The sequence below is a fragment of the Gardnerella sp. C0684A1 genome (assembly GCF_055326835.1).
In genome coordinates, this window is record NZ_JBLTSX010000001.1 from 274,148 (window position 1) to 300,097 (window position 25,950).

Sequence of the window (25,950 nt, forward strand, 5' to 3'; positions counted from 1 at the left end):
TTGCTTTTACTCTCGTATTGCAACTATAGATAGCGAACTGTTTATTGCTTGCGCATTTAGCACTTTAAGAGCATCTTTAGCTGGCATAGCAAGAGTTGCTTGACTATGATGCTGCTGGTAGCTTATTGAGACTACAAGAGCGTGACGTATTGTTTCAACATACCTTTCGTCTATGCTGTTGCTTTCGTCATCTATGCTTTGATTATCTTCCTCATGTTCTTTAAAATCGTCGTCTTGATCATCCTCAGTATTGCCGTTTTTTGCTTGAGATGTATCTGCAGTTACTTTGCTAAAAGCAATAGTTATACGTTTTCCAGGTACAAGAGAGTGATCTGCGCTCGCCAAATTTAAGTCAAGTGCTGTAAATCCTTTCGGTATTTTTGGAGATCTACTTGTGGTGTTTCTAAAAAGCGGCATCCCAGATTTAATATCGCAAGTTGCTACCAAATCCTTATAGCTATCTTTTTCGGAAAGAACATTATTAAAAACGGAGTGTTGTGGTACTTGTACATACTGTATGTCGCTTTTACTTATATGTTCTCCCTGTGCAATATGACGAATTGCAATTGGTATAGTTTGTATAGCTTGAGAAGAGATAATAGTTGAGATAACAAGTAAACTCATAATTCCTGCACAAAATACGATAATTATTTTGCGAAGAAAGGCACGTTGCCGTCTACGCGCAAGTCCATTTGTTTTCAGAGGACTAGTTTCTGCTGTAAATAAAGAAAAATTCATACTCATGCAAGCATCTTCTCGTATGTTTCGAGCTATTGCAATAAAAAATATGCATTGTGGATACAGGGTATTTATACTAAAAACGCTTATATTGCAATCCTTTTGCGGATCAATATAAGCGTTCTTAAAAAAATTATTTTTTATTACTTATTTTTATTATTTATCAGTGCGATAGAATCCACTACCTTTGAAATTAATAGGAGGTGCTGAATAAATCTTACGCACTGTTTCTTTGCCGCATTGTGGGCAAATAGTAATAGGGTCATCTGAAAAATCCTGATGTTCCGAAAAATCGTATCCACACTGCTTGCAACGGTAATGATAAGTAGGCAACGGTTCCTCCGATATGCATTTATAATCAAAAAATCAGTTACGACTTTGCGAAATGTTTTAACTAACAAAAGCAAAATCTGTAAGTATTAGTAACTTTCTATTCCTTCAAATATCCTAGTCAATAATAAGACAGCTTATACGTTCGGCACGCTTAAAGATGATATAAATTGCGACACGCCGATTCCTATTACAGCTTGCACATCCCGCTCACTACTTATATTTGTATCTATGGGTTATGAATCGGTCAGTGCTTTGCTTGTGTTGATCATCCTCGTAGCCTTATGGTTTGGGTGGTTGCCTAAGCACACGGTTAATGGTATGAAAAGCATACTTGAACATCGCGAGGATAGGTACTCGCCTTCACTGCATCTTGTTGATGAGTGGAGTGCCACTCGCGTGTGTGATGGAACCAGGACTACGGCGAAAGGGGTTGATATGCAACCTACTGAGCAAAAAACAGAGCGTAAACAAAGATTTACAAAAGAGTATATAAATCATATTCGTAGTTTAAGGCGTGCTGCTGTGCGTCGTCGTTGCATGCTTGTGTTGGCTTTATCGGTTCTAACTTTTCTCGTTGCCTTGGTTGGTTTTGGAGGATTGTATTCTCCAGCTTTTGCGCTTATACCGTTAGCATTTTTAGCGATTGTGTTGGTTTGTGGCGCTCGTGCTTCTAAACATGCTCGTGCTTGGGAAGCGCGCGTGGCAAGTATGCGAAAAAAAGACGCTGATGGTGTAGTAACAGCAAATGTTACTAATGTTAGTGAGCAAGTTATAACCAAGAATGATGATCGTTTTGGCATGGTTAATAGCTTTGTGAACACGGTAAAAGCTATTACCGCTGGTGCTTCTGATTTTATTGATGCAAAGAAATCTGAATACGGCAAGACTATTAATAAAACTCATCCCGTAAAAGAAAATCGCGAAGATTACAGTAGTGGAAATACTGGCTACCATAATGCTTCATACGAAAATTCTTCTTATAGCAATCAGAATTATGTGCAAGATTGCCAAGCAGTAAGAGACAGCACAGAAACTTCTATTATGGAAGCGCGTGAGATTCGCGTTGCGTTGCGTCGCACTATGAAAGATCGCGAAGAAGCGCTTCGTAAGCGTGGACTTTCTATGCGTAGCGATGAAAATATGGAAGTAATTGACGTTGCTGACGCGGCAAAATCAAATGAAGTGCCTGTTTCTAATCTTTCTACTTCTGAGTCTAATGATTCTTCGTCGGTGAAGGATTCTACTCAGAGTAGTAATAAAGATGAGGTTGAGCAGACTAAGAATGTTGAGCAGTCTGAGAAGACTTCATATGATGACTCAACTAACGAGATTAGTGAAGTTAGAGCTTCTAAAGCTTTAGACGCGTTTGATTTAGCAGCTTCTGCGCAATCTGAAAAGCAGGATTTAATATCTTTCTCTCTGGGTTCAAAATCCTCTGCTAATTATTCTAAATCTGCTGAAAATTCAGAGAAAACAGAAAAATCAGCAGCAAGTAGTGCTCCAGAAAGCTTAGAAATTAAGTCAACTAAGCAAGTTGCAAAAGCTGTTCCTAGTAAGCCTGTAGCTGTGTCTGCAGCTAATTCTGCAGATAAGTCCGTAGAAGAGTTCCATAATAGCGAAAAACAAGCTAAGGTTGAGGCTCCAGATAGTTCTGCAGATTCGCTCGGAGTTGCCAATTTACGTGAGGTTTTAGCAAGCCGCCGCAGGTAGCGTAAATAAATAATATAAATTTCTTAATAAAAAATTAGCACTCTAGTTGGCAGAGTGCTAATTTCGCGGTACCATGAGACACAGAGCGTAAATATGAAGTAGATGTGATCGTCAGCCTCATCGAGTTTGTGTTTGCGCGAATGGATTAATCTCTCGTAAGAAAGAGGTGGCGACAGTGTCGATTAAGCTCACACCGTTGGAAGATAAGATTATTGTTAAGCAGGCTCAGGCGGAGACCCAAACTGCTTCCGGTTTGTACATTCCAGACAATGCCAAGGAAAAGCCACAGCAGGGCGAAGTTCTTGCTGTAGGACCAGGTCGTCGCGACGACAAGGGCGAGCGAATTCCTATGGATGTTAAAGTCGGCGATAAAGTTCTTTACTCCAAGTACGGCGGAACAGAAGTGCACTATGAAGGTGAGGATTATTTGATCGTCTCTTCGCGTGATGTGCTTGCTATTCTTGGCTAATTAAAATAGTTTTGTCAGTTGCCTTTTCGCTTTCTATTTAAGATAGTTGTTTAGGCTGCGAACGTTAACTTATTTGCGCTGGAAATTACGATAATGTAGTTTCCAGCGTTTTCTTTATGCAATGCGCTTTATTTATTACATGATTCGTGAGTATCATAGAGAAGTATGACATACAAACACAGAAGCGTAATAGATACTATCCCTAGTTATAAGCAGGGTCGTCCGGCTCCTAAATTAGATGGTATTCGCGCATATAAAGTCTCAAGTAATGAAAATCCATTCGAACCATTAGATAGCGTTAAGCAAGCGATAAGCAAAACAGCGCTTAATGTTATTAATCGATATCCAAATATGCGCGGTATAGATGTAGTTGAGCGCATAGCGAAACTCTACAGTGTTACTCCTGACGAGGTAGTACTTGGCTGTGGTTCTACCGAAGTTATTACTCAGCTTGTAAATTTGGTTGCTGGTCCTGGCGACGAAGTCGTGTATCCGTGGAGAAGTTTTGAAGCATACCCGATTATTGTATCTGGCTCAGGCGCTACGAGTGTTAAGGTTCCAAATCTTGCAGATGGTTCGCATAATATTGATGGAATTATCAATGCTGTAAATGAGCACACGAAGCTTGTTATTCTAAATAATCCAAATAATCCAACTTCTAATGCTCTTAGCGATGCAGATGCTCGCAGAGTGCTTGAAGCAGTACCAAAAGATGTACTTGTTCTTATGGATGAAGCTTATGTACAGTTCAACACTTCAAAAGGCACGGCTGACGGCATAAAACTGTATAAAGAGTATCCAAACGTTGTAGTTGCACAGACATTCTCTAAAGCTTATGGATTAGCAGGATTGCGTATCGGTTACGCTGTTGCAAATGCTGAAGTTGTAGAAGGTATGCGTAAAGTTGCTGTTCCGTTTGGTGTAAGCCAGATTGCGCAGGTTGCGGCTTTGGCGTCTTTGGAAGAAGATGCTACTTGCGAGATGCATAAGCGTGTAGATGCAATTGTTGGCGAGAGAGAGCGTGTAGTTAAGTCCTTGCGAGAGCAGGGGTGGAATATTGCTGATCCTTACGCAAACTTCTTCTGGATGCCTTTCGGCGCAGATACTGAGCGTGCAAATGAGTATTTCGTGCAGTCTGGATTATCTGTTCGAGCATTTCCTGGAGACGGCATTCGTATTTCTCTAGGAGAAGTTGAGGCGAATGATCGAGTAATTAAAGTGTGCCAAAAACTGAAAAATGACGGTTTTTCGCTAAAATAATTAAATTATTTTGCAAGGGATTGTTGAAAATAGTGGGTTTATGTGCGTCTATCGGCGTGTCTTAGACTTGCATTAGTCGCGTTCTCGTGGCAAAATAACAAAGTTGCCGTTTGAAGTTCACTTCTTACGGAGACTGCTGGCGGGTTTCCCAAGTGGTCAAAGGGAGCTGACTGTAAATCAGCCGCTTCGTGCTTCAGTGGTTCGAATCCACTACCCGCCACGCCTCGATAGCTCAGTGGTAGAGCACTTCCTTGGTAAGGAAGAGGTCGTGAGTCCGATTCTCACTCGAGGCTCTCTGGCGGGGTAGCTCAGCTGGCTAGAGCGTACGACTCATAATCGTAAGGTCAAGAGTTCGAGTCTCTTCCTCGCTACAACGGCCAGTAGGAGACTGGCTGGCCAACAATGAATTGTAGAGGTGAACGAAATGGCAAGCAAGAGCGCCGATATCCGTCCGGGCATTACGATGGCATGCACGGAGTGCAAGGAGCGTAATTACATCACGACGAAGAATCGTCGTAATACGCCGGATCGTCTTGAGTTGAATAAGTTCTGCCCACGTTGCGGTAAGCATACGCTTCATCGCGAGACCCGCTGAAACTTTCAGCTTACTGCGTAGAGCTTAAACCGCTTCAGTTATATTTCTAGTTAGGCGGTTCGCAGATAGAAACTTATTACCCCGCTTTGTGCGGGGTTTTTGTTATTTAGTGCTGTTAGGATTGAATCCATGGCTATGCAAGAATCTTCTGGTAAGAATCCAACTTTTGCAGATTTAACAACTATTGGTGTCGGCGGTAGTATTGCGCATTTTGTGGAACCAACAAGTAGAGTCGCAGTAATTGAAGCAGTAGAATCAGCAGATGAATCTGGTTTACCATTATGCGTTATTGGCGGTGGCTCTAATATGCTCGTCAGTGATGATTCGTTTAACGGAGTAGTCGTAAGAGATGCTCGCAGAAATATAAGCGTATTAGACGAAGCGTTACCTGCAGAAGACAGAATTGACGCAAAAACTGGTGCTTATATTGTGGAAGTTAATGCGGAAGCTGGATGCAATTGGGATGATTTTGTATCTCACACAATAGAACTTGGTTTAGAGGGAGTTGAAGGGCTTTCTGGAGTGCCAGGAACTGTTGGTGCGTCTGTGGTGCAGAATATTGGTGCATATGGCCAAGAAGTGTCTCAAAGTGTTGTTTCTGTGGAAGTTTGGGATCGTAAATCAAAAGTTACGTGCGAAATGTCTAGTGAAGATCTCAAATTTGGATACCGCACTTCGAGTCTTAAACAAAGTATGTATAAGACACCTGGTGTGCCAAATAATGAGTATTTTCCTACACCGCGCTACATTGTGTTATCAGTAACATTCCGTCTGCGTCATAGTCAAATGGGCACAGTGGCACACAGTCAACTTGCGCGAGCGTTAGGAGTAGAAGTAGGCTCACGAATGAGTACAAATTCAATCCGTCGTGAAGTTTTGCGTGTTAGAGCTTCAAAAGGAATGCTAGAAGATGCTACTCGTTATGAAAATGAATATATGCGTGGTGCTAAAAGTAAGTTGGGTGTAGAAAACGCTATTAAACTTCAAGAAGAGGATTATGTAACTGGTGTATGGCATGAGGGTGATGATATTTATAGTGATCGTCACAGTTGCGGCAGCTTCTTTATGAATCCAATACTTAGTGCTGCTGAAGCCGATGCTTTACCAGAAGATGCTCCAAAATTTGATGCAATAACGCAAGATGGTTCTCATGGAATAAAAACTTCTGCAGCTTGGCTTATCGACCACGCCGGATTCCATAAAGGATTTAGGCTTGAATCTGATGAGGATGATGCTAGTTGTCAAAAACACGTCTGTGGTGTTTCTCCTGCAGGATTATCTTCGTTGCACACTTTGGCTTTAACAAATAGATCGTGTGCGTCTGCAAAAGATATAGAAAATTTAGCAAATATAATTATTTTCGGAGTTAAGCGAGTTTTTAACGTAACATTAGTGCCAGAACCCGTAATAATAGGTATGCAATTAAACATAAAAAAGGATAATACAAAATAATTTAAAGTTAAATACTTAATATTTTTCTGATAATTTTCGTATAATTAGTTGTATATTTACGGTTATCACAGTAGTATGCATATTTAATATCGTAAAAATTACGGCACGGGCGCTACTTTGGTGCCCGTGTTTGTATTTTTCGGTTAATCTTATTAAAAACCCTATATACCACTTATCCTTAACGAAAGTGCAAGCTTATGCAAATATTAAGAAAAAAGTCTGTTGAACAGACTATCGCAGAGACGATGGATGGCGATCGTCATCTGAAACGAACTTTAAACGCTTGGGATCTGGCAGTTATGGGTGTTGCTGTTGCTGTTGGTGCCGGTATCTTCTCGGTCGGTGCACAAGCAGCTGCGTTCCATGCAGGTCCTGCTGTAATTATTAGCTTTATTATTGCAGGTATTGTGTGTGGCGCTGCAGCAATGTGCTATGCGGAATTTGCTTCAATGATTCCGGTAGCTGGATCTGCTTATACCTTCACTTACACTACAGTTGGCGAGCTTATTGCATGGATTATCGGCTGGGATATGATCCTGGAAATGCTGATGGCCGGCTCAGTAATCGCAAAATACTGGGGTGTTTATCTTAACGATTTAATGAAGCTATTTGGATTAAATATGACTACCAGTTTTAATTTAGGTGGTTTTACTATTGATCTGGCTCCAATCATAATCGTTGCATTCTTTACAACTATGCTTGTTATCGGAACCAAGCTTTCTGCACGCTTCGACGGCGCTTTAACAATCTTGAAGATTGGTATTGTTTTGTTCGTGGTTGTTGTGGGCTTCTTCTACATTAAAGCTTCTAACTTCACTCCATTCGTGCCTCCAGCTCAAGATCCAGCCAGTGTTAAGGGAATAGAAGTTTCTGGTGTTATGAGCCAGCCTTTGTGGCAGTGGATAACTGGAATGCAGCCAGCTGTTTATGGCATTCCAGGTATTCTTTCTGGTGCTGCACTCGTGTTCTTTGCATTCATTGGTTTTGATGTAGTCGCTACTACTGCAGAAGAAACTAAAGATCCGCATAAGAACATTCCACGAGGTATCGGCCTTGGTTTGTTTATTGTTACTGTTCTTTACATTCTCGTCGCAGTCGTAACAACCGGTATGGTTTCCTACAAAGATTTAGCAAATCAGCCTTCTCCATCGCTTTCAACAAGCTTCGAACTTGTAGGAGCTACTTGGGCTGCAAAGATCATTTCTCTAGGTATTGTTATTGGTTTAACAACCGTTGTAATGGTTCTTCTGCTTGGTCTTACTCGTATTATTTTCGCCGTAAGTCGTGATGGTTTGCTTCCACGCAGCTTCTCTAAGGTAAGTAAGCGTGGTATTCCTGCAAGACTTCAGATTGCTTCTGGTATTGTTGTGGCAGTTGTTGCTTCCACTCTCGATATTGGCATTCTTTCAGATATGGTGAATATTGGTACGCTTTCTGCATTCTTGCTTGTTTCTGCAGGTGTGCCAATTATGCGTATGCGTAGGCCTGATTTGCACCGTTCGTTCAGCGTTCCAGGCAATCCTTGGCTTCCGCTATTTGCAGCACTTTCTACATTCTGGCTCATGCTTAACTTGTCTGTATTGACTTGGATTCGTTTTGCAGTGTGGCTGGCAATTGGTTTTGCTGTGTACTTCGGATACTCTTACCGCAATTCGCTTCTTGGTAGGCAAATACGAAAGGCTAAGCAGCTTGGTGTTCCTGTAGAAACATTGTTTGCTCAAGATGCTGCCGCTGCAGAAAAGGTAGCTGAAGGAGAGACAGAAGAGCAGGCTCGTGCAGAAGTTCAAGCTGAGGTGTCTGCTGCGTCCTCGCAAAATAATCAAAATTAATAAATTATTTATTTAGCAAGAAGTCGGCATACGGTTATATTCGTATGCCGACTTTTTGTGTTATAGACTTTTAAAAAATGTTCTATAATAGAAAAGTTGCATAAAAATAAAAGCAGAAAGGAGGGCATTTATGCCATACGTTATTGCAGAACCGTGTGTTGACGTAAAAGATAAGGCATGTGTGGATGAGTGCCCAGTTGACTGCATTTATGAAGGAGATCGCACGCTTTATATAAATCCTAACGAGTGTGTTGATTGTGGAGCTTGTGAACCTGCTTGCCCTGTAGAGGCTATTTTTTACGAGGATGATGTGCCTGAAGAATGGGCATGGTATAAAGATGCTGCAGAGGACTATTTCGACAAGCTTGGTGATCTTGGCGGAGCATCAGATGCAGGACCTTCTGGTTGGGATGAGGATCGTGTTGCTGCGTTGCCTAAGCGTAGTAAAGAAGATAAGTAATATAGTTTCGTTCGGTGGCTTTGTTCGGTGGCTTTGTTTAGTGACTGTTTAGTTTGAAAAATTGCAAATTTACTAATTTTGTGCAAAATATCTAATACTGCTTTTATTTGATTGTGTAATTAAATACCAAGCTGAGCTATTTTTTCTCCGTATTTTTCTTTTACTGCGTCTAGTGCGTGTTCAGCGTTTCTCATGCGCGTAGTTGAATTAAGTGCAGTTGCGCTAACTAATGCACTAGCATCAGATTTAGTACTTCTATCATCTTCTTCAAGAATATCGTTCAATGAAGGTTGTATAAGTGTAGTTTTGCTTGAAACTAAATTGCTTGCTGTTATTCCTGCAAGTCTTACAGGGCTTAGCAAACATTTGCTATCGCCTCCGATAGCATAATTATGTACAACAGGATTTGCGTCGTTTAGAAGTGCGCTAGCCCGTTTATACATTTCATGTGCAATATCGGTAGGATTGCGCAAAGTCTTTGAACGAGTTACATAATGTAAATCGCTAAAGCGTATTTTTAATGTTAAAGTTCTAGCCATAAGCTCGCGTTTTCGTAATTGTTGAGCCACATCATTGCAGCAGTGTCTGATCAGTCGCTGCACTGCTGCAATGTCTGTTGTGTCAACTTCTAAAGTTTGTTCTGTGCCTATTGATTTTTCTTGTGCGTAGGGCATGACTTGTCGGTCGTCGATACCACGTGAAATACAATAAAGTGTTCGTGCGGTAATTTTTGACCCAACAATACGCATCAATGTTGTCTCATCGGTATTTCGCAAATCTTCAATACTGTTAATACCCCATGTGGCAAGTGTTTTAGTTAATGATGGTCCAATTCCCGGTATTGCTTGCAATGGCATTAACGACACAAAGTCGGAGTTGCGACTTTGGGGGATAAGTAGCATGCCGTTAGGCTTTGCGTTTGTAGACGCCATTTTTGCAATAAGTTTATTGGAAGCGATCCCCACTGAACAAGTGATATGAAACTTTCGCGCGACTTCGTTTCTTATCCACTCCCCAATGGCGACGGGCGTATGCCAGCGCAGTAGTGCTGAGCGTACGTCCATGTAACACTCGTCAACCGAAACCTGCTCAATTTTGTCGGTTATAAGAGAGAGAACTTCCCGAAAAATTTTGTAGGAAACGGCACGGTAATACGGCATATCTACCGGTAAAAAAATGCCGTTTGGGCACAGGCTTTTAGCTCTTACTGTAGGCATAGCTGAATTTACTCCGTATTTTCGTGCTTCGTAACTAGCAGCTGATACTACAGAACGATTACCTGTTCCAATAATCAAGGGCTTCCCTCTAAGCCCAGGGTTTCGCGCAGCTTCGAGAGACGCGTAAAATGCATCCATATCGATGTGGAGTATTGTGCAGCCAGTTGTGTCATGCCCCCAATCACGTTTTGCTGCAGATACTCGAGGTGCTGTGCTCATATATTGAGAATAGAACAAACGTTCGATTTTGTCTACTGCGTGTTGCAAAACTTTCAGAAAATTTATTACGTAACAACCGATTCTTAGTAAAAGTATTGACTTCGTGTACTGTATTCAGTATGAAGCGAATGGTAGTTAGCATACTAAATCGCATGCCGGTATTACTTATAGTTGTTGTTGAAGCTGCTATGGTTTATTTAGCGACATCGGTAGCGAAAGTTGCGTTTAGTCAGCTTGATCCACTTTACTCAGTGTGGTACCGAGTTGGATTTATGTCGTTACTTTTACTCGCATGGAGAAGACCATTTTCTAAGAATAAGCGTAGTTCTTTGCCGAAAACTATTAAAGAATGGGCTATTGTAGTTGCGGTCGGTATTTCATTAGTAATGATGAATACTATGTTTTATCTTGCTATAAGTTGCATGGCAGTAGGTGTTGCAGTAACAATCGAATTTGTAGGCCCACTTATGGTGGCTGTTATTACTGGAAAAAGTTGGAGAGAAAGACTAGGCATAGTTATTGCTGCATGCGGAATTATTGTGCTTGCTAGCGCGTCTGTGAATGATAAATCTAACGCTAATTTTTTGATCGGTCTTGTAGCAATACTTATAGGCGGATCTATGTGGGGAATGTATATAGTTTCTGGACGTATGCTTGCAAAGGGAAGTAATGCAATTGATCGTGTAAGTATTGCTGCGTTTATAGGATGGCTTCTTCAAACTACTTTTCTTGGAGTACCTGCAGTGCAGCACGTTATATGGCCTAAGCAGAGTGCAACCTGGGCTGCTGAATCTGGTGGAGTGTTGAAACTGATTGGTTTAATGATAATTATTGCTGTGTGTGCTTCATTCTTCCCAGCATTATTTGATCAGCTTCTTTTAAGAAGAGTTTCTTCAGCAAAGTATTCTGTAATGCAAGCATTATACCCGGCTATCGCTGCTCTTGTTGGTATTGGGTTTGGTGAAATGCCTACTTGGATTGATGTTCTCGGAATGGCTTTAGTAATGTGTGCTGTTTTCATTACATTCTCGGGTGATAAAAATCCTGCTTAATATTTTCGAAATCTACGTATTTGTTTTGTGTAGATACCGTATAAGGTGTGTTGCGTAGGTCTTTTCGCAGTCCGCAAGAGGTGCTATAGTTGCAACCTGTTGCGTTATCTCGCACATGTGTTAGATGAAGCAACTGGAGTCATGCCTGAGTGGCCGATAGGGGCACCCTGCTAAGGTGTTAGTCGTGTAAGCGGCTCGAGGGTTCGAATCCCTCTGACTCCGCGATTTTGATGTCTCAGCGGATATGTCCTCATATTCCGCTGAGATTTTTTATTTTTCATCATAGACTTAAGTGCATATTGCCGCTTTGCAGCGCGCGCAGAATACGTAATGTGCTAATGCTCATTTTGGTAATTAACACTTATTTTGATTATTTTCGGACACTGGTGCAGTATGGTTTCTGCGCGAGTGCCTCTGATTATCTATCTTCGGACAATAATGCAGTACAGTTTCTGCAGCAGGGTCTGTTTTGGCGATTTGCTGCGACTTATCAACATAGATTTATATAAAAATGTGGATAACTTAGGCTGTATCCACAATGCAAAAAATATATTTACACATCTTAAATCTTTTTCCATAGTTGACTCATGAGCTCTAAGTATGGTGCTCAGCACACGGAATTTATTCGTAGTGAACAGGTTGGGATAAGGAGATTTAGATGAGACAACATGTAATAAAGCATTGTTCTTATCATGCTCGAAGTAAAAAAATAAGTAGTAAGTACGAAAAAATTACAAGTATTACATCTTCAATAATTGTATTTGTATTTACATTAGTTGCAATGATGAACTGCAATCTTTCTTCTGCATCAGTTGTAGGCGGATATGGATATATGTATAAATCTGGGCATGGAGATTTATATGACGTTAAAGAAGAGTGGCTAGGCGCTGATGATAGGTTTGTAGAATCAGGACGAACGTATTCTATGGAATCTGGGAATACTTCAATAGAGTTAGAACTTGGTACTTGGAAAGAGATGAAAGGAGTAAATGCTCAGGTTGCTGCAACTATGGTGCATAAATACTACTTGGGTGAAGATAATTTAATACACGCTGCTATGGGTTATGCTATTCATGAAAAATTTGATATTAATAAAGATCTTTGGAGAACCATACGAAATATTGGATTTGATGGAATTGAAACAAATGTCGTTGAAAAAGAATCGAAAAGATTGTGGAATGAAGCATATCAAAATACGCCTATTAGGGTCTACGCCAAGCCAGAATATACTGCAGGAAAGGGTAGAGGTGTACTTCATTTAGGTTTACTTAATCCTTCGCAAGGAAGAGCAGCTGGAATATTTGTAACAGTATCATCAAATAACAATTCCTTATCGTTCGCTAATGCTGAGGGAACTGTGACTTTCACTACAACCGATAAAGACACGGATATTTGGTGGACTGCTAAGGAGGATGGAGTTGCTGATATTAGTGTTCAATATAGGGTTGCGATTCCGCAACGTCTCGAGAGCGAACACTACAAGGATGTTTTTAGAGCTCCATTAACTAGAGAGGTTAAAGAGCAAATTACTTTTGATGTAAGTAAAGATAGATTTAAGCCAACTATCGTTTCAAAAGTAAATAAACAAGAGTTAAATGTTGGAGATACTGTAAAAGCTGAAGTTACAGATCTTGTAACAGGAGATTTTAAAACCTGGGATAAAGATACGAAGATTAATGCTCAAGGTTATTTCTTTGTAGGTTCTCTAGATAAAATCATGAAAGCTGCTGAACGTGGGAATGGCGAATCTGCAGCAGATTATGTGAAGCGCATACGTGGTATAGAAGGATTAAAACAGGTAGCGACATCTCAAGCGAATTTCTCGAAAGATAGCGAAACTGTGTCTGTTGTAGCGCATAAATCTGCTGCCGACGCTGATGTTGATGACCCTAAAGCAGAACAATATAAAGTAGGAGCAAATGACGCAGGATTATTTGGATCCTGGGTTTGGGTAATTGACAGTTCTAAGCAGAGTGATAAAGGTAAAAAGCTATTAGAGAGTGATATAACTGGGAAATTAGGCTCTAAAGAATCTACAGTCGCGTATAAAGCTAAGCCAAAATATGTTTCTAAAGTAAAAGAAAATACTGTAGAAGTTGGAAAAGAAATTGTAAACACTATGACAATTTCTGGACTACCTCAAGATTATGGTGAATTTAAAGGCAATGCAGATTATGGGTTTAAATCAGATTCTCAGGCACATATTCGTGCATGGTGGGTTGGCGATGGTGGAACCAATCCTACGAAAGAAGCAAATAATAAGTACAATCCAGCTAGTGAAACTGATGAACCTAAGGCAGATGAACATCATCGCTTGATTAAAGAGTGGACAGTTCCAGCTATGAATGGCGAGTATAAAATCGGCAATGGTGGAATTTCATTCAAATGTAATTCTGAATCAGCTGGCTGTAAGATAAAATCTGCTATTCTTGAAGAAAATGTAAATATTTCTGCGAAAGATAACAGTGGATCTGGATGGTATGTATTTGTTTACGATTTGCCAGACTCGTCACGTGTATCTGCTTTGAAATCTAGGTATAACGATAAAGATAGTAGAGTTTATGTAACTTCTGCGAATAATGGTTCGAGTGGTGGTGCTCAGTCTGGTGGTGCTCAGTCTGGTGGTGCTGGTACTAGCGGTGCTGGTACTAGTGGTGCTGGTACTAGTGGTAATGCTGCTCCTGGCGGTACCACGTCTGGTACGCAAAATGGTGGTAATCAAAATGGTGGTTCGCAACCTGGTGGTGCTGTAAAGCCTGGAACTGGTTCTCAGAATGGTGGTTCTCAGAACGGTGGCACTCAGTCTGGTGGTGCTGTAAAGCCTGTGTCTGGTTCTCAGAATGGTGGTAATCAGAGTGGTGGCACTCAGTCTGGTGGAGCTCAGTCTGGTGGTGCTCAGTCTGGTGGTGGATCTGCTGGGACTAAGCCTGGTACTACAAATCAGAATGGTGGTGCTCAGAGTGGTGGAGCTCAGTCTGGTGGCACTCAGTCTGGTGGTGGATCTGCTGGGACTAAGCCTGGTACTACAAATCAGAATGGTGGAGCTCAGTCTGGAGGTGCTCAGTCTGGTGGTTCGCAACCTGGTGGTGCTGTAAAGCCTGGAACTGGTTCTCAGAATGGTGGTAATCAGAGTGGTGGCACTCAGTCTGGAGGTGCTCAGTCTGGTGGTGTAGCTGGAACTAAGCCTGGTACTGGTAATCAGAATGGTGGTAATGCTGGCAATGCTGCGTCTGGTACGCAGAATGGTGGTAATCAGACTGCTGGTAATCAGAATGCCGGTAATGTTCAAAATCTAGGCCCTGTTAGTGGCAACGGCAACAGCAACGCAAGTGGTAACACGAGCGGTAACGCAAGTGGTAACACAAATAATTCTGGTAGATATTCTTCGGATCAGCCAGATTCAGAAGATGAAAATGATTACGACTATGGCAAGATGAGTATTTATGACTTATTGCGAGAGTTTGAAAAGAGAAGCAAGAATAATCAAGGCAAACAAGATCCTCGTCATAAGAAAGTAAATAGTAATTCGCAAAACGGAGAGTCTCAGTATGGGGAAAACCAGGAAGGTGAAGCACAAAATGTTGCTAATCAGAATGGTGGCAGCCAAAATGGTGGATCGAGTTTAACTAATAATTCAAATAGTGGTAATCAGAGAGGCAATCAAAGCGAGAACCAGAGCGAGAATCAAAGCGAAAATCAGAAAAACTTTGATTTGAACAACGTTACTTTCAACGATATATTGCGCTCGATGGCAGAAACACTGTACAAGTCCGAAAATGCTGAAAATGGTAAATCGTCTAATAAGCATAATTTTGGCAATCGTACCAATTCTGAAATCGCAGCAGAAAATACGTCAAAAGAAGATAACGATAAATCTGGTAAGCGCATAGAAGAAGATTCAGTAAGTGATTCTGAAGATTCTGGTATTGCTATAAATTCTGGTAAATCTTCTGGCGCTAATAAAAATTCTGGTTCCGTAAAGACTGTGAATTCTGTAAAAGCAAATAATAATCAGGACGGTAACTATGCTCAGGATGATGTAAACGATAAGTTTATAGATTCTAATACTAATAATTTTGCGCACGCTTCCAAGCTTGCAACAACTGGTAGTAGCAGTATTGTATTTGTTATGCTCGCAGTAGCATCGTTTGCAATTGCAGCTATTTTGTCAGCAAGTCGAGCAGGTTATTCTAGTCGCGGCAATGTGAGTAGAGGACTACACAGCGGTTCTCGCAATACGTCACATGCTGCTACTCGTCTTAAAAATTGCACAAATGGATTGACATCCGTACGTTGCGCAATGAATAGAGTTATGAATTGCAAATGAATCAGGTAAATAATTTATAAATAGAAATTTCGGCGCTAGTGTACTTAAGTAAATTTATATATTTGCTTAACAGCTGGCGCCGATTGTTTCATATATTAAATTAGTAAGTGTAATTAGTGTTCAATAGTGCAAAGTACAAATTTCAAATAAAAGAGTAAGAGTCCTCGCTAAAAATTATCTTAAGTAAAATTAAATTCTTTAGGAAAAATATAAAAATAAGAAAAATTTACTGAATTTTATGCTTAGACTCGCAAAAACTGTAATTATTACTATTTTCTTGTAAATAGTAGTATATTTCTGTTCTGCATAGTGTTAAAATATGCAAAAATTGTTATGCATATTGCGCGGCTATAAACAAGGGGGTCGTGTAATTGTATAACATGCAGAACGAACTATATTATTCATAACATTTTATAGAGGAATTAAATGAGTGAGTGCGACGTGGATATTGATAATTTGTTAGTGCGCGTTCATCGTGTGCGAGGACAAATTAATGCTATTGAAGCTATGCTCAATGATGAAGCGTATTGCAATGATGTTCTTATGCAGCTTTCTGCAGCTACAGCAGCTTTACGTTCGATAGCTGTTATAGTTGCCAGGAAGCAAATTGAGACTTGTGTAAAAGATGCAGTAAACGCTAATGATGAAAAGAATACTGATGAAAAGGTTTCGGAAATATCATTGGTCGTTGACAGGCTACTGAGATATGAAAAGTCGTGAAAATTATATATTTTTTACGAAATAAAGTAATAATAATATAACGTATTTAATAGCATTAATAGATAAATAATAGATAAGTAAAATAGATATATAAGATAGATAAGTAAGATAGATAAACATAAGTGTTGGGGCGCTGTTGTTACTGTCGGATACTTTGCTAAACTGCATCAATTAAGCGCTAATCTACTGAAATAAAGCAAAGGTAGTAAAAGCAAAGCATTCAGATCGTAAAGAGTTGGAAATGACGTCAGGTATATTGCAAGTATGCGTACAGTAACAAACACATCTTTAAAGCCTGCTCACGATGCATTCACAGAGAAAAAATCTGAATTCATAGGTGATATGTGTCATATATCAACATTGGATGAGGCGGCTGAAGTGGTTGCAACAATTCGTGAGCAGCACCCCAAGGCTCGTCATGTAGCGTATGCTGCGGTATGCGGCGATGCAAATGGGCGGCTTTGTGAACGCATGAGCGACGATGGAGAGCCATCGGGAACAGCTGGTAAGCCAATATTGGATGTAATCAGATCAGCTGATCTAACTGACTGTGTAATTACTGTAACAAGATATTTTGGCGGAATCTTGCTAGGCTCAGGAGGGCTTACAAGAGCATATTCGCATGCAGCAAGTTTGGCTTTAAATTCTTCAAACATAGCGGATATAGTTGAGTGCTTCAGGCTAAATTGCGCTGTTGAGTATCAAAATTTGCGTATGCTAAAGCATCTTATTATGAAAGCAGATGGAAGCGTAGAAAATGAGACTTACGGAGTAAATATAAATCTAGATATAATTGTTCCAATAGAGAAAGAAGAAGAATTAGTTACGCAAGTGAAAAATACTTTTGCTGGCACAGTAAAGCTTGTAAATAGCGGTAAGTCGCGTATGATACTTCCAAGAAAGTAACCGTAATAAAAGCGGAAGGGGATCGGATTGAGTAGCGAAACTAGCGCAACTGTTGAAAATGACAGTAATATATCAGAAACGAAAAATTCGCAAGAATCTGAAGTTCTTTCATCTCAAGAATCAGCAAAATATGATCCTTTAACTGCTGTTTATGAAAAATTAAGACACTCTGAAGATTCTGAAGAACTTCATAAATTTGCTCGTAGAGTGCTTCCGGATCGAAATAATCAAGCAGAATTTTCCAGAGCAACGGCACTTCTAGAGGCTGTGGCGGGTAATTCGTATACTCCGGAAGAAGATAGAATTTATTTAGCAACAACAATGCCATTCCCAAATATTTTGGTGAAACTTTCTGAAGATTCTTCTGACGCAGTAAGGTTAGCTGTTGCGAAAAATACGAATGCGAAAAACTGGCTTGTTGGAAGACTTACTAAAGATAGTTGTCCAGAAGTAAGAGACGCAGCATTGTGTAATCCAAAAGCATCATGGAAGATGCGATTAGAAGGTGCACAATGTGATGGTGTTGGTGCAAAAACATTGCAATATCTGGCTTCTTTAGGTGTTAGTGAGGAAGAAAATGCTCCTGTAGTTTTAGCAACAATGGTTCGCAGAGCAGTGGCACTAAATCCTGGAGTATCTCAACAAACTTTACAAACTCTTTGTAACGATAAAGAAAGTGATGTTTATTTAGCTGCTCGCAGTCGTTTCAAGCGTGTCGCGTCGTAGGAATAGCAATAGTTACGATAGAACACATGAATAATAATGTAGAAGAAGAATTCGAATCTTCAACACCATTAAGGCATCTTGCCAAACTTATGGGTATCGGCGTAAAAACCATAGGATCTGATGGTATTGAGCGCGAAGTCAGTGATGATGTACTTGTGTCTGTTCTTAATGCTTTAGGCGTTGATGCAACTTCCGAAAGTTCAATTGAAACTGCAACACAAGAAATTTTGCAATATCGACATGGTCGTCTTGTTGCTCCAACAGTTTTGCATACGGTTGGCCGTGAAGATACGATTTGTGTAAATACTGGTATTCTTGAATATCCAGTAGCTACTTTGACGCTGGAAAATGGCGAAAAATACGAAGGTGAATTAGTTATTAAGCCAAGTAAAGATAGTGCTGCTTTCCCGGTAAATGACACTTTTGTTGCTACGTCTCTTGTTACTATTCCGGCAGATGTACCAATGGGATATCATACGCTCAAGGTTACTGTTGGTGATCGTAGTGAAGAAGCTACTCTTATAAGCGCTCCTGAAAGTATCAAAACCCTGGATTCGTTGGAATCTAATGGTAAGCGTCTTTGGGGATGGATGGCTCAGCTGTATTCAATTCGATCCTCTAAGTCGTGGGGTGTCGGAGATTACGCTGATTTAGCTCAGCTTTTGGTGGAAGCTAAGAAAAAAACTGGCGCAGATTTTGTGTTAGTAAATCCGTTGCATGCTGGTGAGCCAGTAGCACCTCTAACTCCTTCTCCTTATTTGCCTGTGGCTCGTTCGATGGTAAATGTAACTTATATTCATCCAGAAAGCATTCCTGAATATGCTGAATTAGATGAAGAAACTCGTAAAGAAATTGATGAGTTGCATAATCAGGTTGAACCATTGAATAATGATGCTCAGATTATTGACCGTGACGCTATGTGGCGTGTAAAAATGCGTGCACTTTGGTTGATTTTTAAGTCAGGTCTCAATTCTGAACGAAGCAAAGATTTCGAACAGTATAAGAAGACTATGGGCGATCGTCTTGAATCTTATGCAGTTTGGTGCCTCTGCTACGACAAGTGGGGTGCTCCTAAGGGGCATGATGATTGGGAAAGTCAACTGCATAAGGATTCTCCAGAAATTAAGGGATTAATGGAAAAGTTCCCAGACACTCTGGAATTCTACCGTTGGCTTGAGTGGATTGCTTTTGCTCAGCTTCATGAAGCTCAAGTTGCTGCTAAAAATGCCGGTATGCGTATAGGCGTTATGGCAGACATGGCAGTTGGTGTTCATCCTGCAGGTTCTGAAGTATGGTGGAACCCAGAGCGATTTGCTCATGGTGCTACTGTTGGCGCTCCTCCTGATTATTTCAATCAGCAGGGTCAGAATTGGTCACAGCCTCCACTTCATCCACTTGAGTTGGAGAAGACTGGATTTAAAACTTATCATGATATGGTTCACGGCATGTTTGCTTCTGCTGGAGCAGTGCGAATTGATCACATTCTTGGACTTTTCAGATTGTGGTGGATTCCTGAAAATGCAACGCCAAAGAATGGTGCATATGTGTACTATGACTCTGACGTAATGCTTGGAATTCTTGCTATTGAGGCTACTCGCGCTAACGGTGTGGTAGTTGGTGAGGATCTAGGTGTATTGCCATCGAACGCTTTGGGTGCTTTGGCTAAGAAAGAAGTTCTTGGATGCACTGTTGAGTGGTTCGAAGTGGCTGATGGAGTGTTCCGTAATCCAAGTAAGTGGCGTGAGATGACTTTAGCGTCTGTAAATACGCACGATTTGCCTCCTGCTGCTGGTTATTTGAGATACGAGCATGTTGATATTCGTGAACGTTTGCACCTGCTTACCGGTTCTGTAGAAGATTTCCGTGCTGGAGCTGTTGCAGAGCACAGAGCGATGATGAAAATGCTTGTAGAGGGCGGATTCTTGGATGCTGCAATATTGGAAGATGAGAATTCTCATGAGCAGCAAATTATAGAAGCTTTGTACAGAGCTTTGAAAGCTGCGCCGTCACGTTTAATTGCGGCATCTATTGTTGATGCTGTTGGCGAGCGTAGAGCGCAAAATCAGCCTGGAACTAACGACGAATATCCAAACTGGCGTATTCCTCTTGCAGATGGAGAAGGTAATCCTGTATCACTGGATAATCTTTTCGATTTGCCGCGAGTAAAGTCTCTTTCTGAGATTATGAATGCGTAAGTTTTGAGTATTAAATAATTAAAAAGCTAATTTTCGCCGCTTGTTGACTGTGTATATTGTTTTTTAGTGATTTGCTATAAATAATTTGCTATAGTCTGCAGGCGGCGATATACTTATAGATTGTTGTGTTTCCCTAAGGGGTCCTTCAAAGCGCTTTTCCCACTCGCCATCGAGGACTTTCAGGGAGCCCACGGATTATGAGCAAAGTATTTCCTATAAAACCTAAGGAAACGCAAGCTCGAAACACAATAGAGAAAAGGTACGATTGTGAAGACTTTCACACCGAAACCAGCAGATTTGACTCATGACTGGTACATTATCGATGCCACTGATGTGGTTCTCGGTCGTTTGGCCACTCAGGTAGCCATTTTGCTGCGTGGTAAGAATAAGCCAACATTTGCTCCACACGCTGATTCTGGCAATCACGTTATTATCATTAACGCAGAAAAGATTGCTTTGACTGGCAACAAGTTGAGCAAGGAACTGTATTCCCACTCTGGTCGTCCAGGTGGCCTTCGTCGTGACAGCTATGCAGAGCTTTTGGAGAAGAATCCAAAGCGTATTATCGTGGCTGCCGTCAAGGGCATGCTTCCAAAGAATCGTCTTGCTAAGGTGCAGCTTGATCGCCTCCGTGTATTCACTGGCGCCGAGCATCCACACACTTCGCAGAAGCCACAGGTCTTCGAGATCGCTAAGGTCTCTCAGCAGGCTAAGTGAGATCAAGGAGAATAGATTATGGCAGATAACAACAACTCCGCGGTTCTTGAAAATGAAGAAGAACTGACCAACTACACTACCGAGACTAATGCTGGTGCCGGTACTGGTACTTCAGCTATTGAGCCAGGTTATGGTACTGGTCGTCGTAAGGAAGCTGTAGCTCGTGTGCGTTTAGTTCCAGGCTCTGGCAAGTGGACTATTAATGGCCGTACTTTGGAAGAATACTTCCCATCTCGCCTTTTGCAGCGCGAAGTTAACTCCCCAATTGTTCTTTTGAAGCTTGAGGGTAAGTTTGACGTTGTCGTGCTTGTAGACGGTGGTGGCACTACTGGTCAGGCAGGTGCTATTCGTTTGGGTGTTGCTCGCGCATTGAATGCTATCGATCGCGATGCAAACCGTATTGCTTTGAAGAAGGCTGGCTTCTTGACTCGCGACGCTCGCGTTGTGGAACGCAAGAAGGCTGGTTTGCACAAGGCACGTCGTGCACCTCAGTTCTCGAAGCGTTAAGTTTCGCAGAATTTATATTTTCAATGGCTTCTGGCTTTGGCTGGAAGCCATTTTTGTATACGTAACGCAGTATCAATAAATCTGAATGTTAAAAATAGTTCGCAACGCACGAGTAAACATAACATTCCTGCACGTTCATTAGAAAATCTCACATAGAAATTAACAAAATAGCAAAATTAACGAACATAAGGCTACCGCTCTCAATCATAAAAAGCTCAACTCGCTGTAAAGTGGAAATAATACACAAGATCTACTAAATTGTGACCTGTATCACAAAATTGAGTGAGTTGATACTCTGATGTGAATACTCAGGTTCAACATTTGATCAAGGAGGACGCAATGGTTGAGGCGCTGAAAAAAGCCGAAGCAGAAAAGCCCAATGGTGAGCGTGAGCAAGCAGCAACTGATGCACAGAATGAAGTTAATGAACTTGCAGAAAAAGCTAAGCTTGCACTAATCGAATTTGAAAAATTAGATCAAAAGCAAGTTGATCATATCGTAGCAAAGGCCTCTGTTGCAGCATTAAATAAGCATTTAGTGCTAGCAAAAATGGCTGTTGATGAAACAGGACGTGGTTTAGTAGAAGATAAAGCCACAAAAAATATATTTTCATGCGAACATATTACGCATTACTTAGCAGGACAGCGTACAGTAGGAATTATTCGCGAAGACGATGTTCTTGGAATTGATGAAATAGCCGAGCCAGTTGGAATAGTTGCTGGTGTAACGCCTGTAACTAATCCTACTTCTACAACTATTTTTAAGTCACTTATAGCATTAAAAACTCGTTGCCCAATTATTTTTGGTTTCCACCCGTTCGCTCAGAAATGCTCATCGGAAGCTGCACGTATCGTGCGAGATGCTGCTATAGAAGCAGGTGCTCCAGAAAACTGCATTCAGTGGATTGAGCATCCTTCTATTGAAGCTACCGGTGCATTAATGAAACATCCTGATATTGCAACTATTCTTGCAACAGGTGGGCCTGGAATGGTTAAAGCAGCATACTCTTCAGGAAAACCTGCACTAGGTGTTGGACCAGGCAACGCCCCAGCATACGTAGATGCAGATGTTGATATTGTGAGAGCTGCGAACGATTTAGTGCTTTCTAAGCATTTTGATTACGGCATGATTTGCGCAACTGAGCAGGCAATTATAGCTCACAAAGACATTTATGATCCTCTTGTATGCGAGCTAAAACGTCGCAAAGCGTATTTCGTTAATGCCGAAGAAAAAGCGAAACTCGAACAGTATATGTTTGGATGCACAGCGTACTCAGGTCAAATGCCAAAATTGAATTCTGTAGTACCAGGAAAATCACCTCAGTTTATTGCGCATGCTGCAGGTTTTGAAGTTCCAGATGATGCAGTTATCTTAATATCTGAGTGCAAGGAAGTTGGCGAAATGGAGCCGCTTACAATGGAAAAGCTGGCTCCTGTGCACGCAATTTTGAAAGCTGAAAATAAAGAAGAGGCTTTCGAAATGTGCGAAAAAATGCTGATTCACGGTGCTGGACATACTGCTGTTATTCACACAAATAATCAAGAACTTGCGCGTGAATACGGAAGTCGCATGCACGCCTGCCGCATTATATGGAATTCCCCAGGATCTCTAGGCGGAGTAGGCGATATCTACAACGCAATCGCACCTTCATTGACGCTTGGTTGCGGTTCTTATGGCGGAAATTCAGTTTCTGGAAATGTACAGGCAGTAAACCTTCTTAATATTAAACGAATTGCACGAAGGAATAATAATATGCAATGGTTCAAGATTCCGGCAAAAACATATTTTGAGCCGAATGCAATACGCTACTTGCGCGATATGTACAATGTAAACCGTGCTGTTATAGTATGCGACAAAGTTATGGAACAGCTTGGAGTAGTTGATAAGATTATCGACCAATTGCGAGCTAGAGAAAATCGCGTAACGTTTAGAATTATTGATTACGTAGAGCCAGAACCTAGCGTAGAAACTGTAGAGCGCGGAGCTAAAATGATGCGCGATGAGTTCCAGCCAGACACAATTATTGCTGTCGGTGGCGGATCTCCTATGGATGCTTCAAAGATCATGTGGTTGCTTTATGAACATCCGGAAATTTCTTTCGCAGACGTGAGAGAAAAGTTCTTTGATATCAGAAAGCGCGCATTTAAGATCCCACCTCTTGGCGCAAAAGCGAAACTTGTGTGCATACCTACATCTTCCGGCACAGGTTCTGAGGTAACGCCTTACGCTGTTATTACTGATCACAAAACTGGCTACAAGTATCCGATTACCGATTACGCGCTTACTCCATCGGTTGCAATAGTAGATCCTGTTTTGGCTCGCACTCAGCCGAGACGCTTAGCTTGCGATGCCGGTTTCGACGCATTAACTCATTCGATTGAGGCTTTCACCTCTGTTTATGCGAATGATTTTACGGATGCTATGGCTTTGCACGCATCAAAGCTTATTTGGGAAAATCTTAACGATTCTGTAAATTCTGAAGATTCTCAGCGCAAAGTTCAAGCTCAAGAGAAGATGCATAACGCAGCAACTATGTCTGGAATGGCATTTGGATCTGCATTCCTTGGAATGTGCCACGCAATGGCTCACACAATTGGTGCTTTGTGCCATGTTGTTCACGGACACACGAACGCTATTTTGCTTCCATATGTGATTCGTTACAACGGTCAGGTTCCTCAAGAAGCTACGAGCTGGCCAAAGTATAATCGTTATGTTGCTCCGGAACGATATCAGCAGCTTGCGAAGAATCTTGGATTGGATACCGGCTCTAGTGCAGAAGAAGCAGTAGAGAAATTAGCAAGCGCAGTAGAAAATTATCGCGATAATGTGCTTGGTATGGATGGTTCATTCAAGGCATGCGGAGTTGACGAAGAATATTATTGGTCGATTCTTGAACAAATCGGTATGCGCGCGTATGAGGATCAGTGTGCGCCGGCAAATCCAAGAATCCCTCAGATTGAGGATATGAAAGATATTGCTATTGCAGCGTATTATGGAGTTTCTCAAGAAGAAGGCCATCGTTTGCGCAAAGAACGCGAATCGAAGTAAATGCTAAATAAATGCGAATTAAATGTATTTATTTGAATCGTTTAATTTAAAATATAAATTGCGTTAAATAACGTGTATTTAGTACAAAATGGCAGTAGTTGCACTAATTGTAGCTACTGCCATTTTTGTTTATATTTTTGCCGGCAATTTCTGTTTATATTTTTGCTGGTATTTTTGCTGGTATTTTTGAAAATTGAAAACGTAACGATGATTGTAAAAGGTGTATTGCAATTGCCTAAAACGGTTGAAAAATAGCCGACACGCCCGGTTTTTAATAATCCACATGTGATGGTTTAATTGTTCAGTTGCCTGTTTTTAAGGCTCGCATATTGGAATTAAAAAAAGCGAGCGCGGAAACGGAATTTTTTACGCCGTAAGAAATACCGGTGCTGCGCACTGATGTGGAATGACCTTGAGTGTCTATTCTCTCCGGTGCCCTTATCATACAGGTTGGTAAACAGTAAACGAATCGCTAGAAAGGGCGGACGGCAATGGCGGGACAGAAAATCCGCATCAGGCTTAAGTCCTATGACCATGAGGTCATCGACCAATCGGCGAAGAAAATCGTCGAGACGGTGACGAACGCGGGCGCCACAGTAGTGGGTCCGGTTCCTCTGCCGACCGAGAAGAACGTGTTTGTTGTTATCCGTTCTCCTCACAAGTACAAGGATTCTCGCGAGCATTTCGAGATGCGCACTCATAAGCGCCTCATAGACATCGTCGATCCAACGCCAAAGGCTGTGGATTCTTTGATGCACATTGACCTGCCTGCGGATGTCAACATCGAGATCAAGCTGTAGGAAGGGGGAGAAAGTAATGTCGCAGAATAAGAATCGCACCGCTCTGCTCGGCCGTAAGCTGGGTATGTCGCAGGTTTGGGATGAGAACGGCTTCTTCGTCCCCGTAACTCTGGTTGAAGTTGCTACAAACGTAGTAACTGCTGTAAAAACCGTGGAAACTGACGGCTATAGCGCTGTTCAGCTCGGTTATGGCCAGATCGATCCTACCAAGGTAACCAAGCCATTGGCTGGTCACTTTGCTAAGGCTGGCGTGACTCCTCGTCGTCACCTCGCTGAGGTGCGTACTGAGAATGCAGCAGATTATCAGCCAGGTCAGGAATTGACTGCTGAATTATTCGCTGAGGGTTCTGAAGTAGATGTCACCGGAACTACCAAAGGTAAAGGTTTCGCTGGCACTATTAAGCGTTGGGGCTTCAAGTCCTATCGTCGTACTCACGGCTCACACAAGAACGAACGTCGCCCAGGTTCTGTGGGCGCATGCGCAACTCCGAGCCGCATTTTGAAGGGCAAGCGTATGGCTGGTCGCATGGGTCATGTGACTTCTACCGCGCTCAACCTCACCATCGTTTCTTCGGATGTCGAGAACGGTATTCTCGCCATTAAGGGCGCTGTTCCAGGTCCTAAGGGTGCTATCGTTCTTGTCCGTTCGGCAGTGAAGGGAGCCTGAAGC

At 41.6% G+C, this 25,950-nt stretch carries 21 protein-coding genes and 4 tRNA genes; 22 read left to right on the forward strand and 3 right to left on the reverse strand.

Annotation, left to right across the window (positions count from 1 at the left end):
• Positions 1–6: 6 nt before the first annotated feature.
• Complete coding sequence (locus tag ACNEUN_RS01140; RefSeq protein ID WP_463630279.1) at positions 7–744, reverse strand: SAF domain-containing protein; 738 nt, start codon at positions 742–744, stop codon at positions 7–9.
• A gap of 150 nt (positions 745–894) precedes the next feature.
• A complete protein-coding gene (locus ACNEUN_RS01145; RefSeq protein WP_427875843.1) occupies positions 895–1,071 on the reverse strand; it encodes an FmdB family zinc ribbon protein in 177 nt (58 codons plus the stop codon).
• Positions 1,072–1,299: 228 nt separating this feature from the next.
• Here ACNEUN_RS01145 and ACNEUN_RS01150 point away from each other — a divergent pair, with 228 nt between their 5' ends.
• The 10 genes from ACNEUN_RS01150 to fdxA all read left to right on the forward strand — a co-directional run bounded on the left by ACNEUN_RS01150 (position 1,300) and on the right by fdxA (position 8,846).
• A complete protein-coding gene (locus ACNEUN_RS01150; RefSeq protein ID WP_463630280.1) occupies positions 1,300–2,781 on the forward strand; it encodes a hypothetical protein in 1,482 nt (493 codons plus the stop codon).
• Positions 2,782–2,956: 175 nt separating this feature from the next.
• Positions 2,957–3,250: a co-chaperone GroES gene (groES, locus tag ACNEUN_RS01155; RefSeq protein WP_004114319.1), complete on the forward strand. Its 294-nt coding sequence runs from the start codon at positions 2,957–2,959 to the stop codon at positions 3,248–3,250.
• 165 nt (positions 3,251–3,415) lie between these two features.
• Complete coding sequence (gene hisC, locus ACNEUN_RS01160) at positions 3,416–4,510, forward strand: histidinol-phosphate transaminase (protein WP_463630281.1); 1,095 nt, start codon at positions 3,416–3,418, stop codon at positions 4,508–4,510.
• 138 nt (positions 4,511–4,648) lie between these two features.
• Positions 4,649–4,730: transfer RNA gene (locus ACNEUN_RS01165), tRNA-Tyr, on the forward strand.
• 1 nt (position 4,731) lies between these two features.
• Positions 4,732–4,803: transfer RNA gene (locus tag ACNEUN_RS01170), tRNA-Thr, on the forward strand.
• A gap of 4 nt (positions 4,804–4,807) precedes the next feature.
• Positions 4,808–4,881, forward strand: a tRNA-Met gene (locus ACNEUN_RS01175).
• A gap of 53 nt (positions 4,882–4,934) precedes the next feature.
• Positions 4,935–5,105, forward strand: a complete 171-nt coding sequence (gene rpmG / locus ACNEUN_RS01180) for a 50S ribosomal protein L33 (protein WP_004105548.1) — start codon at positions 4,935–4,937, stop codon at positions 5,103–5,105.
• 129 nt (positions 5,106–5,234) lie between these two features.
• Positions 5,235–6,557 carry an FAD-binding protein gene (locus ACNEUN_RS01185; protein ID WP_427875840.1) on the forward strand — a complete coding sequence of 441 codons (1,323 nt, stop codon included), beginning with the start codon at positions 5,235–5,237 and terminating at the stop codon, positions 6,555–6,557.
• 197 nt (positions 6,558–6,754) lie between these two features.
• Entirely contained in the window at positions 6,755–8,386 is a 1,632-nt protein-coding gene (locus tag ACNEUN_RS01190; protein WP_427875839.1) for an APC family permease, read from the forward strand.
• Positions 8,387–8,516: 130 nt separating this feature from the next.
• Positions 8,517–8,846: a ferredoxin gene (gene fdxA / locus ACNEUN_RS01195; protein WP_427875838.1), complete on the forward strand. Its 330-nt coding sequence runs from the start codon at positions 8,517–8,519 to the stop codon at positions 8,844–8,846.
• A gap of 119 nt (positions 8,847–8,965) precedes the next feature.
• On the opposite strand, the gene dinB is transcribed toward fdxA, so the two are convergent.
• Entirely contained in the window at positions 8,966–10,282 is a 1,317-nt protein-coding gene (gene dinB / locus ACNEUN_RS01200; RefSeq protein ID WP_427875837.1) for a DNA polymerase IV, read from the reverse strand.
• Positions 10,283–10,401: 119 nt separating this feature from the next.
• On the opposite strand from dinB, the gene ACNEUN_RS01205 reads away from it, so the two are divergent.
• The 12 genes from ACNEUN_RS01205 (at position 10,402) to rplC (ending at position 25,947) form a co-directional block, all read left to right on the forward strand.
• A complete protein-coding gene (locus ACNEUN_RS01205; protein WP_463630284.1) occupies positions 10,402–11,334 on the forward strand; it encodes an EamA family transporter in 933 nt (310 codons plus the stop codon).
• Between the two features lie 135 nt (positions 11,335–11,469).
• Positions 11,470–11,556, forward strand: a tRNA-Ser gene (locus tag ACNEUN_RS01210).
• Between the two features lie 436 nt (positions 11,557–11,992).
• Positions 11,993–15,661: a hypothetical protein gene (locus ACNEUN_RS01215; RefSeq protein ID WP_463630286.1), complete on the forward strand. Its 3,669-nt coding sequence runs from the start codon at positions 11,993–11,995 to the stop codon at positions 15,659–15,661.
• Positions 15,662–16,087: 426 nt separating this feature from the next.
• Complete coding sequence (locus tag ACNEUN_RS01220; protein ID WP_427875834.1) at positions 16,088–16,381, forward strand: metal-sensitive transcriptional regulator; 294 nt, start codon at positions 16,088–16,090, stop codon at positions 16,379–16,381.
• Positions 16,382–16,636: 255 nt separating this feature from the next.
• Positions 16,637–17,287, forward strand: a complete 651-nt coding sequence (locus ACNEUN_RS01225; protein ID WP_427877616.1) for an IMPACT family protein — start codon at positions 16,637–16,639, stop codon at positions 17,285–17,287.
• Positions 17,288–17,356: 69 nt separating this feature from the next.
• Positions 17,357–18,013, forward strand: coding sequence for an AbrB family transcriptional regulator (locus ACNEUN_RS01230; RefSeq protein ID WP_463630410.1), 657 nt, complete (start codon positions 17,357–17,359; stop codon positions 18,011–18,013).
• A gap of 26 nt (positions 18,014–18,039) precedes the next feature.
• A complete protein-coding gene (gene malQ, locus ACNEUN_RS01235) occupies positions 18,040–20,208 on the forward strand; it encodes a 4-alpha-glucanotransferase (RefSeq protein WP_463630288.1) in 2,169 nt (722 codons plus the stop codon).
• Between the two features lie 267 nt (positions 20,209–20,475).
• Positions 20,476–20,925, forward strand: coding sequence for a 50S ribosomal protein L13 (rplM, locus tag ACNEUN_RS01240; protein WP_427875832.1), 450 nt, complete (start codon positions 20,476–20,478; stop codon positions 20,923–20,925).
• A gap of 18 nt (positions 20,926–20,943) precedes the next feature.
• Positions 20,944–21,432 carry a 30S ribosomal protein S9 gene (gene rpsI / locus ACNEUN_RS01245; protein WP_427875831.1) on the forward strand — a complete coding sequence of 163 codons (489 nt, stop codon included), beginning with the start codon at positions 20,944–20,946 and terminating at the stop codon, positions 21,430–21,432.
• Positions 21,433–21,771: 339 nt separating this feature from the next.
• Positions 21,772–24,480, forward strand: a complete 2,709-nt coding sequence (gene adhE, locus ACNEUN_RS01250) for a bifunctional acetaldehyde-CoA/alcohol dehydrogenase (RefSeq protein WP_463630291.1) — start codon at positions 21,772–21,774, stop codon at positions 24,478–24,480.
• 491 nt (positions 24,481–24,971) lie between these two features.
• Positions 24,972–25,280 carry a 30S ribosomal protein S10 gene (gene rpsJ, locus ACNEUN_RS01255; RefSeq protein WP_003808013.1) on the forward strand — a complete coding sequence of 103 codons (309 nt, stop codon included), beginning with the start codon at positions 24,972–24,974 and terminating at the stop codon, positions 25,278–25,280.
• A gap of 16 nt (positions 25,281–25,296) precedes the next feature.
• Positions 25,297–25,947: a 50S ribosomal protein L3 gene (rplC, locus tag ACNEUN_RS01260; RefSeq protein WP_463630294.1), complete on the forward strand. Its 651-nt coding sequence runs from the start codon at positions 25,297–25,299 to the stop codon at positions 25,945–25,947.
• Positions 25,948–25,950 lie beyond the last annotated feature (3 nt).

Bases quoted from the DNA above. Each gene is read 5' to 3' on its own strand.
- ACNEUN_RS01140 (WP_463630279.1), bottom strand. From the start codon at position 744: ATGAGTATGAATTTTTCTTTATTTACAGCAGAAACTAGTCCTCTGAAA.
- ACNEUN_RS01150 (WP_463630280.1), top strand. From the start codon at position 1,300: ATGGGTTATGAATCGGTCAGTGCTTTGCTTGTGTTGATCATCCTCGTA.
- hisC (WP_463630281.1), top strand. From the start codon at position 3,416: ATGACATACAAACACAGAAGCGTAATAGATACTATCCCTAGTTATAAG.
- rpmG (WP_004105548.1), top strand. From the start codon at position 4,935: ATGGCAAGCAAGAGCGCCGATATCCGTCCGGGCATTACGATGGCATGC.
- ACNEUN_RS01185 (WP_427875840.1), top strand. From the start codon at position 5,235: ATGGCTATGCAAGAATCTTCTGGTAAGAATCCAACTTTTGCAGATTTA.
- ACNEUN_RS01190 (WP_427875839.1), top strand. From the start codon at position 6,755: ATGCAAATATTAAGAAAAAAGTCTGTTGAACAGACTATCGCAGAGACG.
- fdxA (WP_427875838.1), top strand. From the start codon at position 8,517: ATGCCATACGTTATTGCAGAACCGTGTGTTGACGTAAAAGATAAGGCA.
- dinB (WP_427875837.1), bottom strand. From the start codon at position 10,282: ATGAGCACAGCACCTCGAGTATCTGCAGCAAAACGTGATTGGGGGCAT.
- ACNEUN_RS01205 (WP_463630284.1), top strand. From the start codon at position 10,402: ATGAAGCGAATGGTAGTTAGCATACTAAATCGCATGCCGGTATTACTT.
- ACNEUN_RS01215 (WP_463630286.1), top strand. From the start codon at position 11,993: ATGAGACAACATGTAATAAAGCATTGTTCTTATCATGCTCGAAGTAAA.
- ACNEUN_RS01220 (WP_427875834.1), top strand. From the start codon at position 16,088: ATGAGTGAGTGCGACGTGGATATTGATAATTTGTTAGTGCGCGTTCAT.
- malQ (WP_463630288.1), top strand. From the start codon at position 18,040: ATGAATAATAATGTAGAAGAAGAATTCGAATCTTCAACACCATTAAGG.
- rpsI (WP_427875831.1), top strand. From the start codon at position 20,944: ATGGCAGATAACAACAACTCCGCGGTTCTTGAAAATGAAGAAGAACTG.
- adhE (WP_463630291.1), top strand. From the start codon at position 21,772: ATGGTTGAGGCGCTGAAAAAAGCCGAAGCAGAAAAGCCCAATGGTGAG.
- rpsJ (WP_003808013.1), top strand. From the start codon at position 24,972: ATGGCGGGACAGAAAATCCGCATCAGGCTTAAGTCCTATGACCATGAG.
- rplC (WP_463630294.1), top strand. From the start codon at position 25,297: ATGTCGCAGAATAAGAATCGCACCGCTCTGCTCGGCCGTAAGCTGGGT.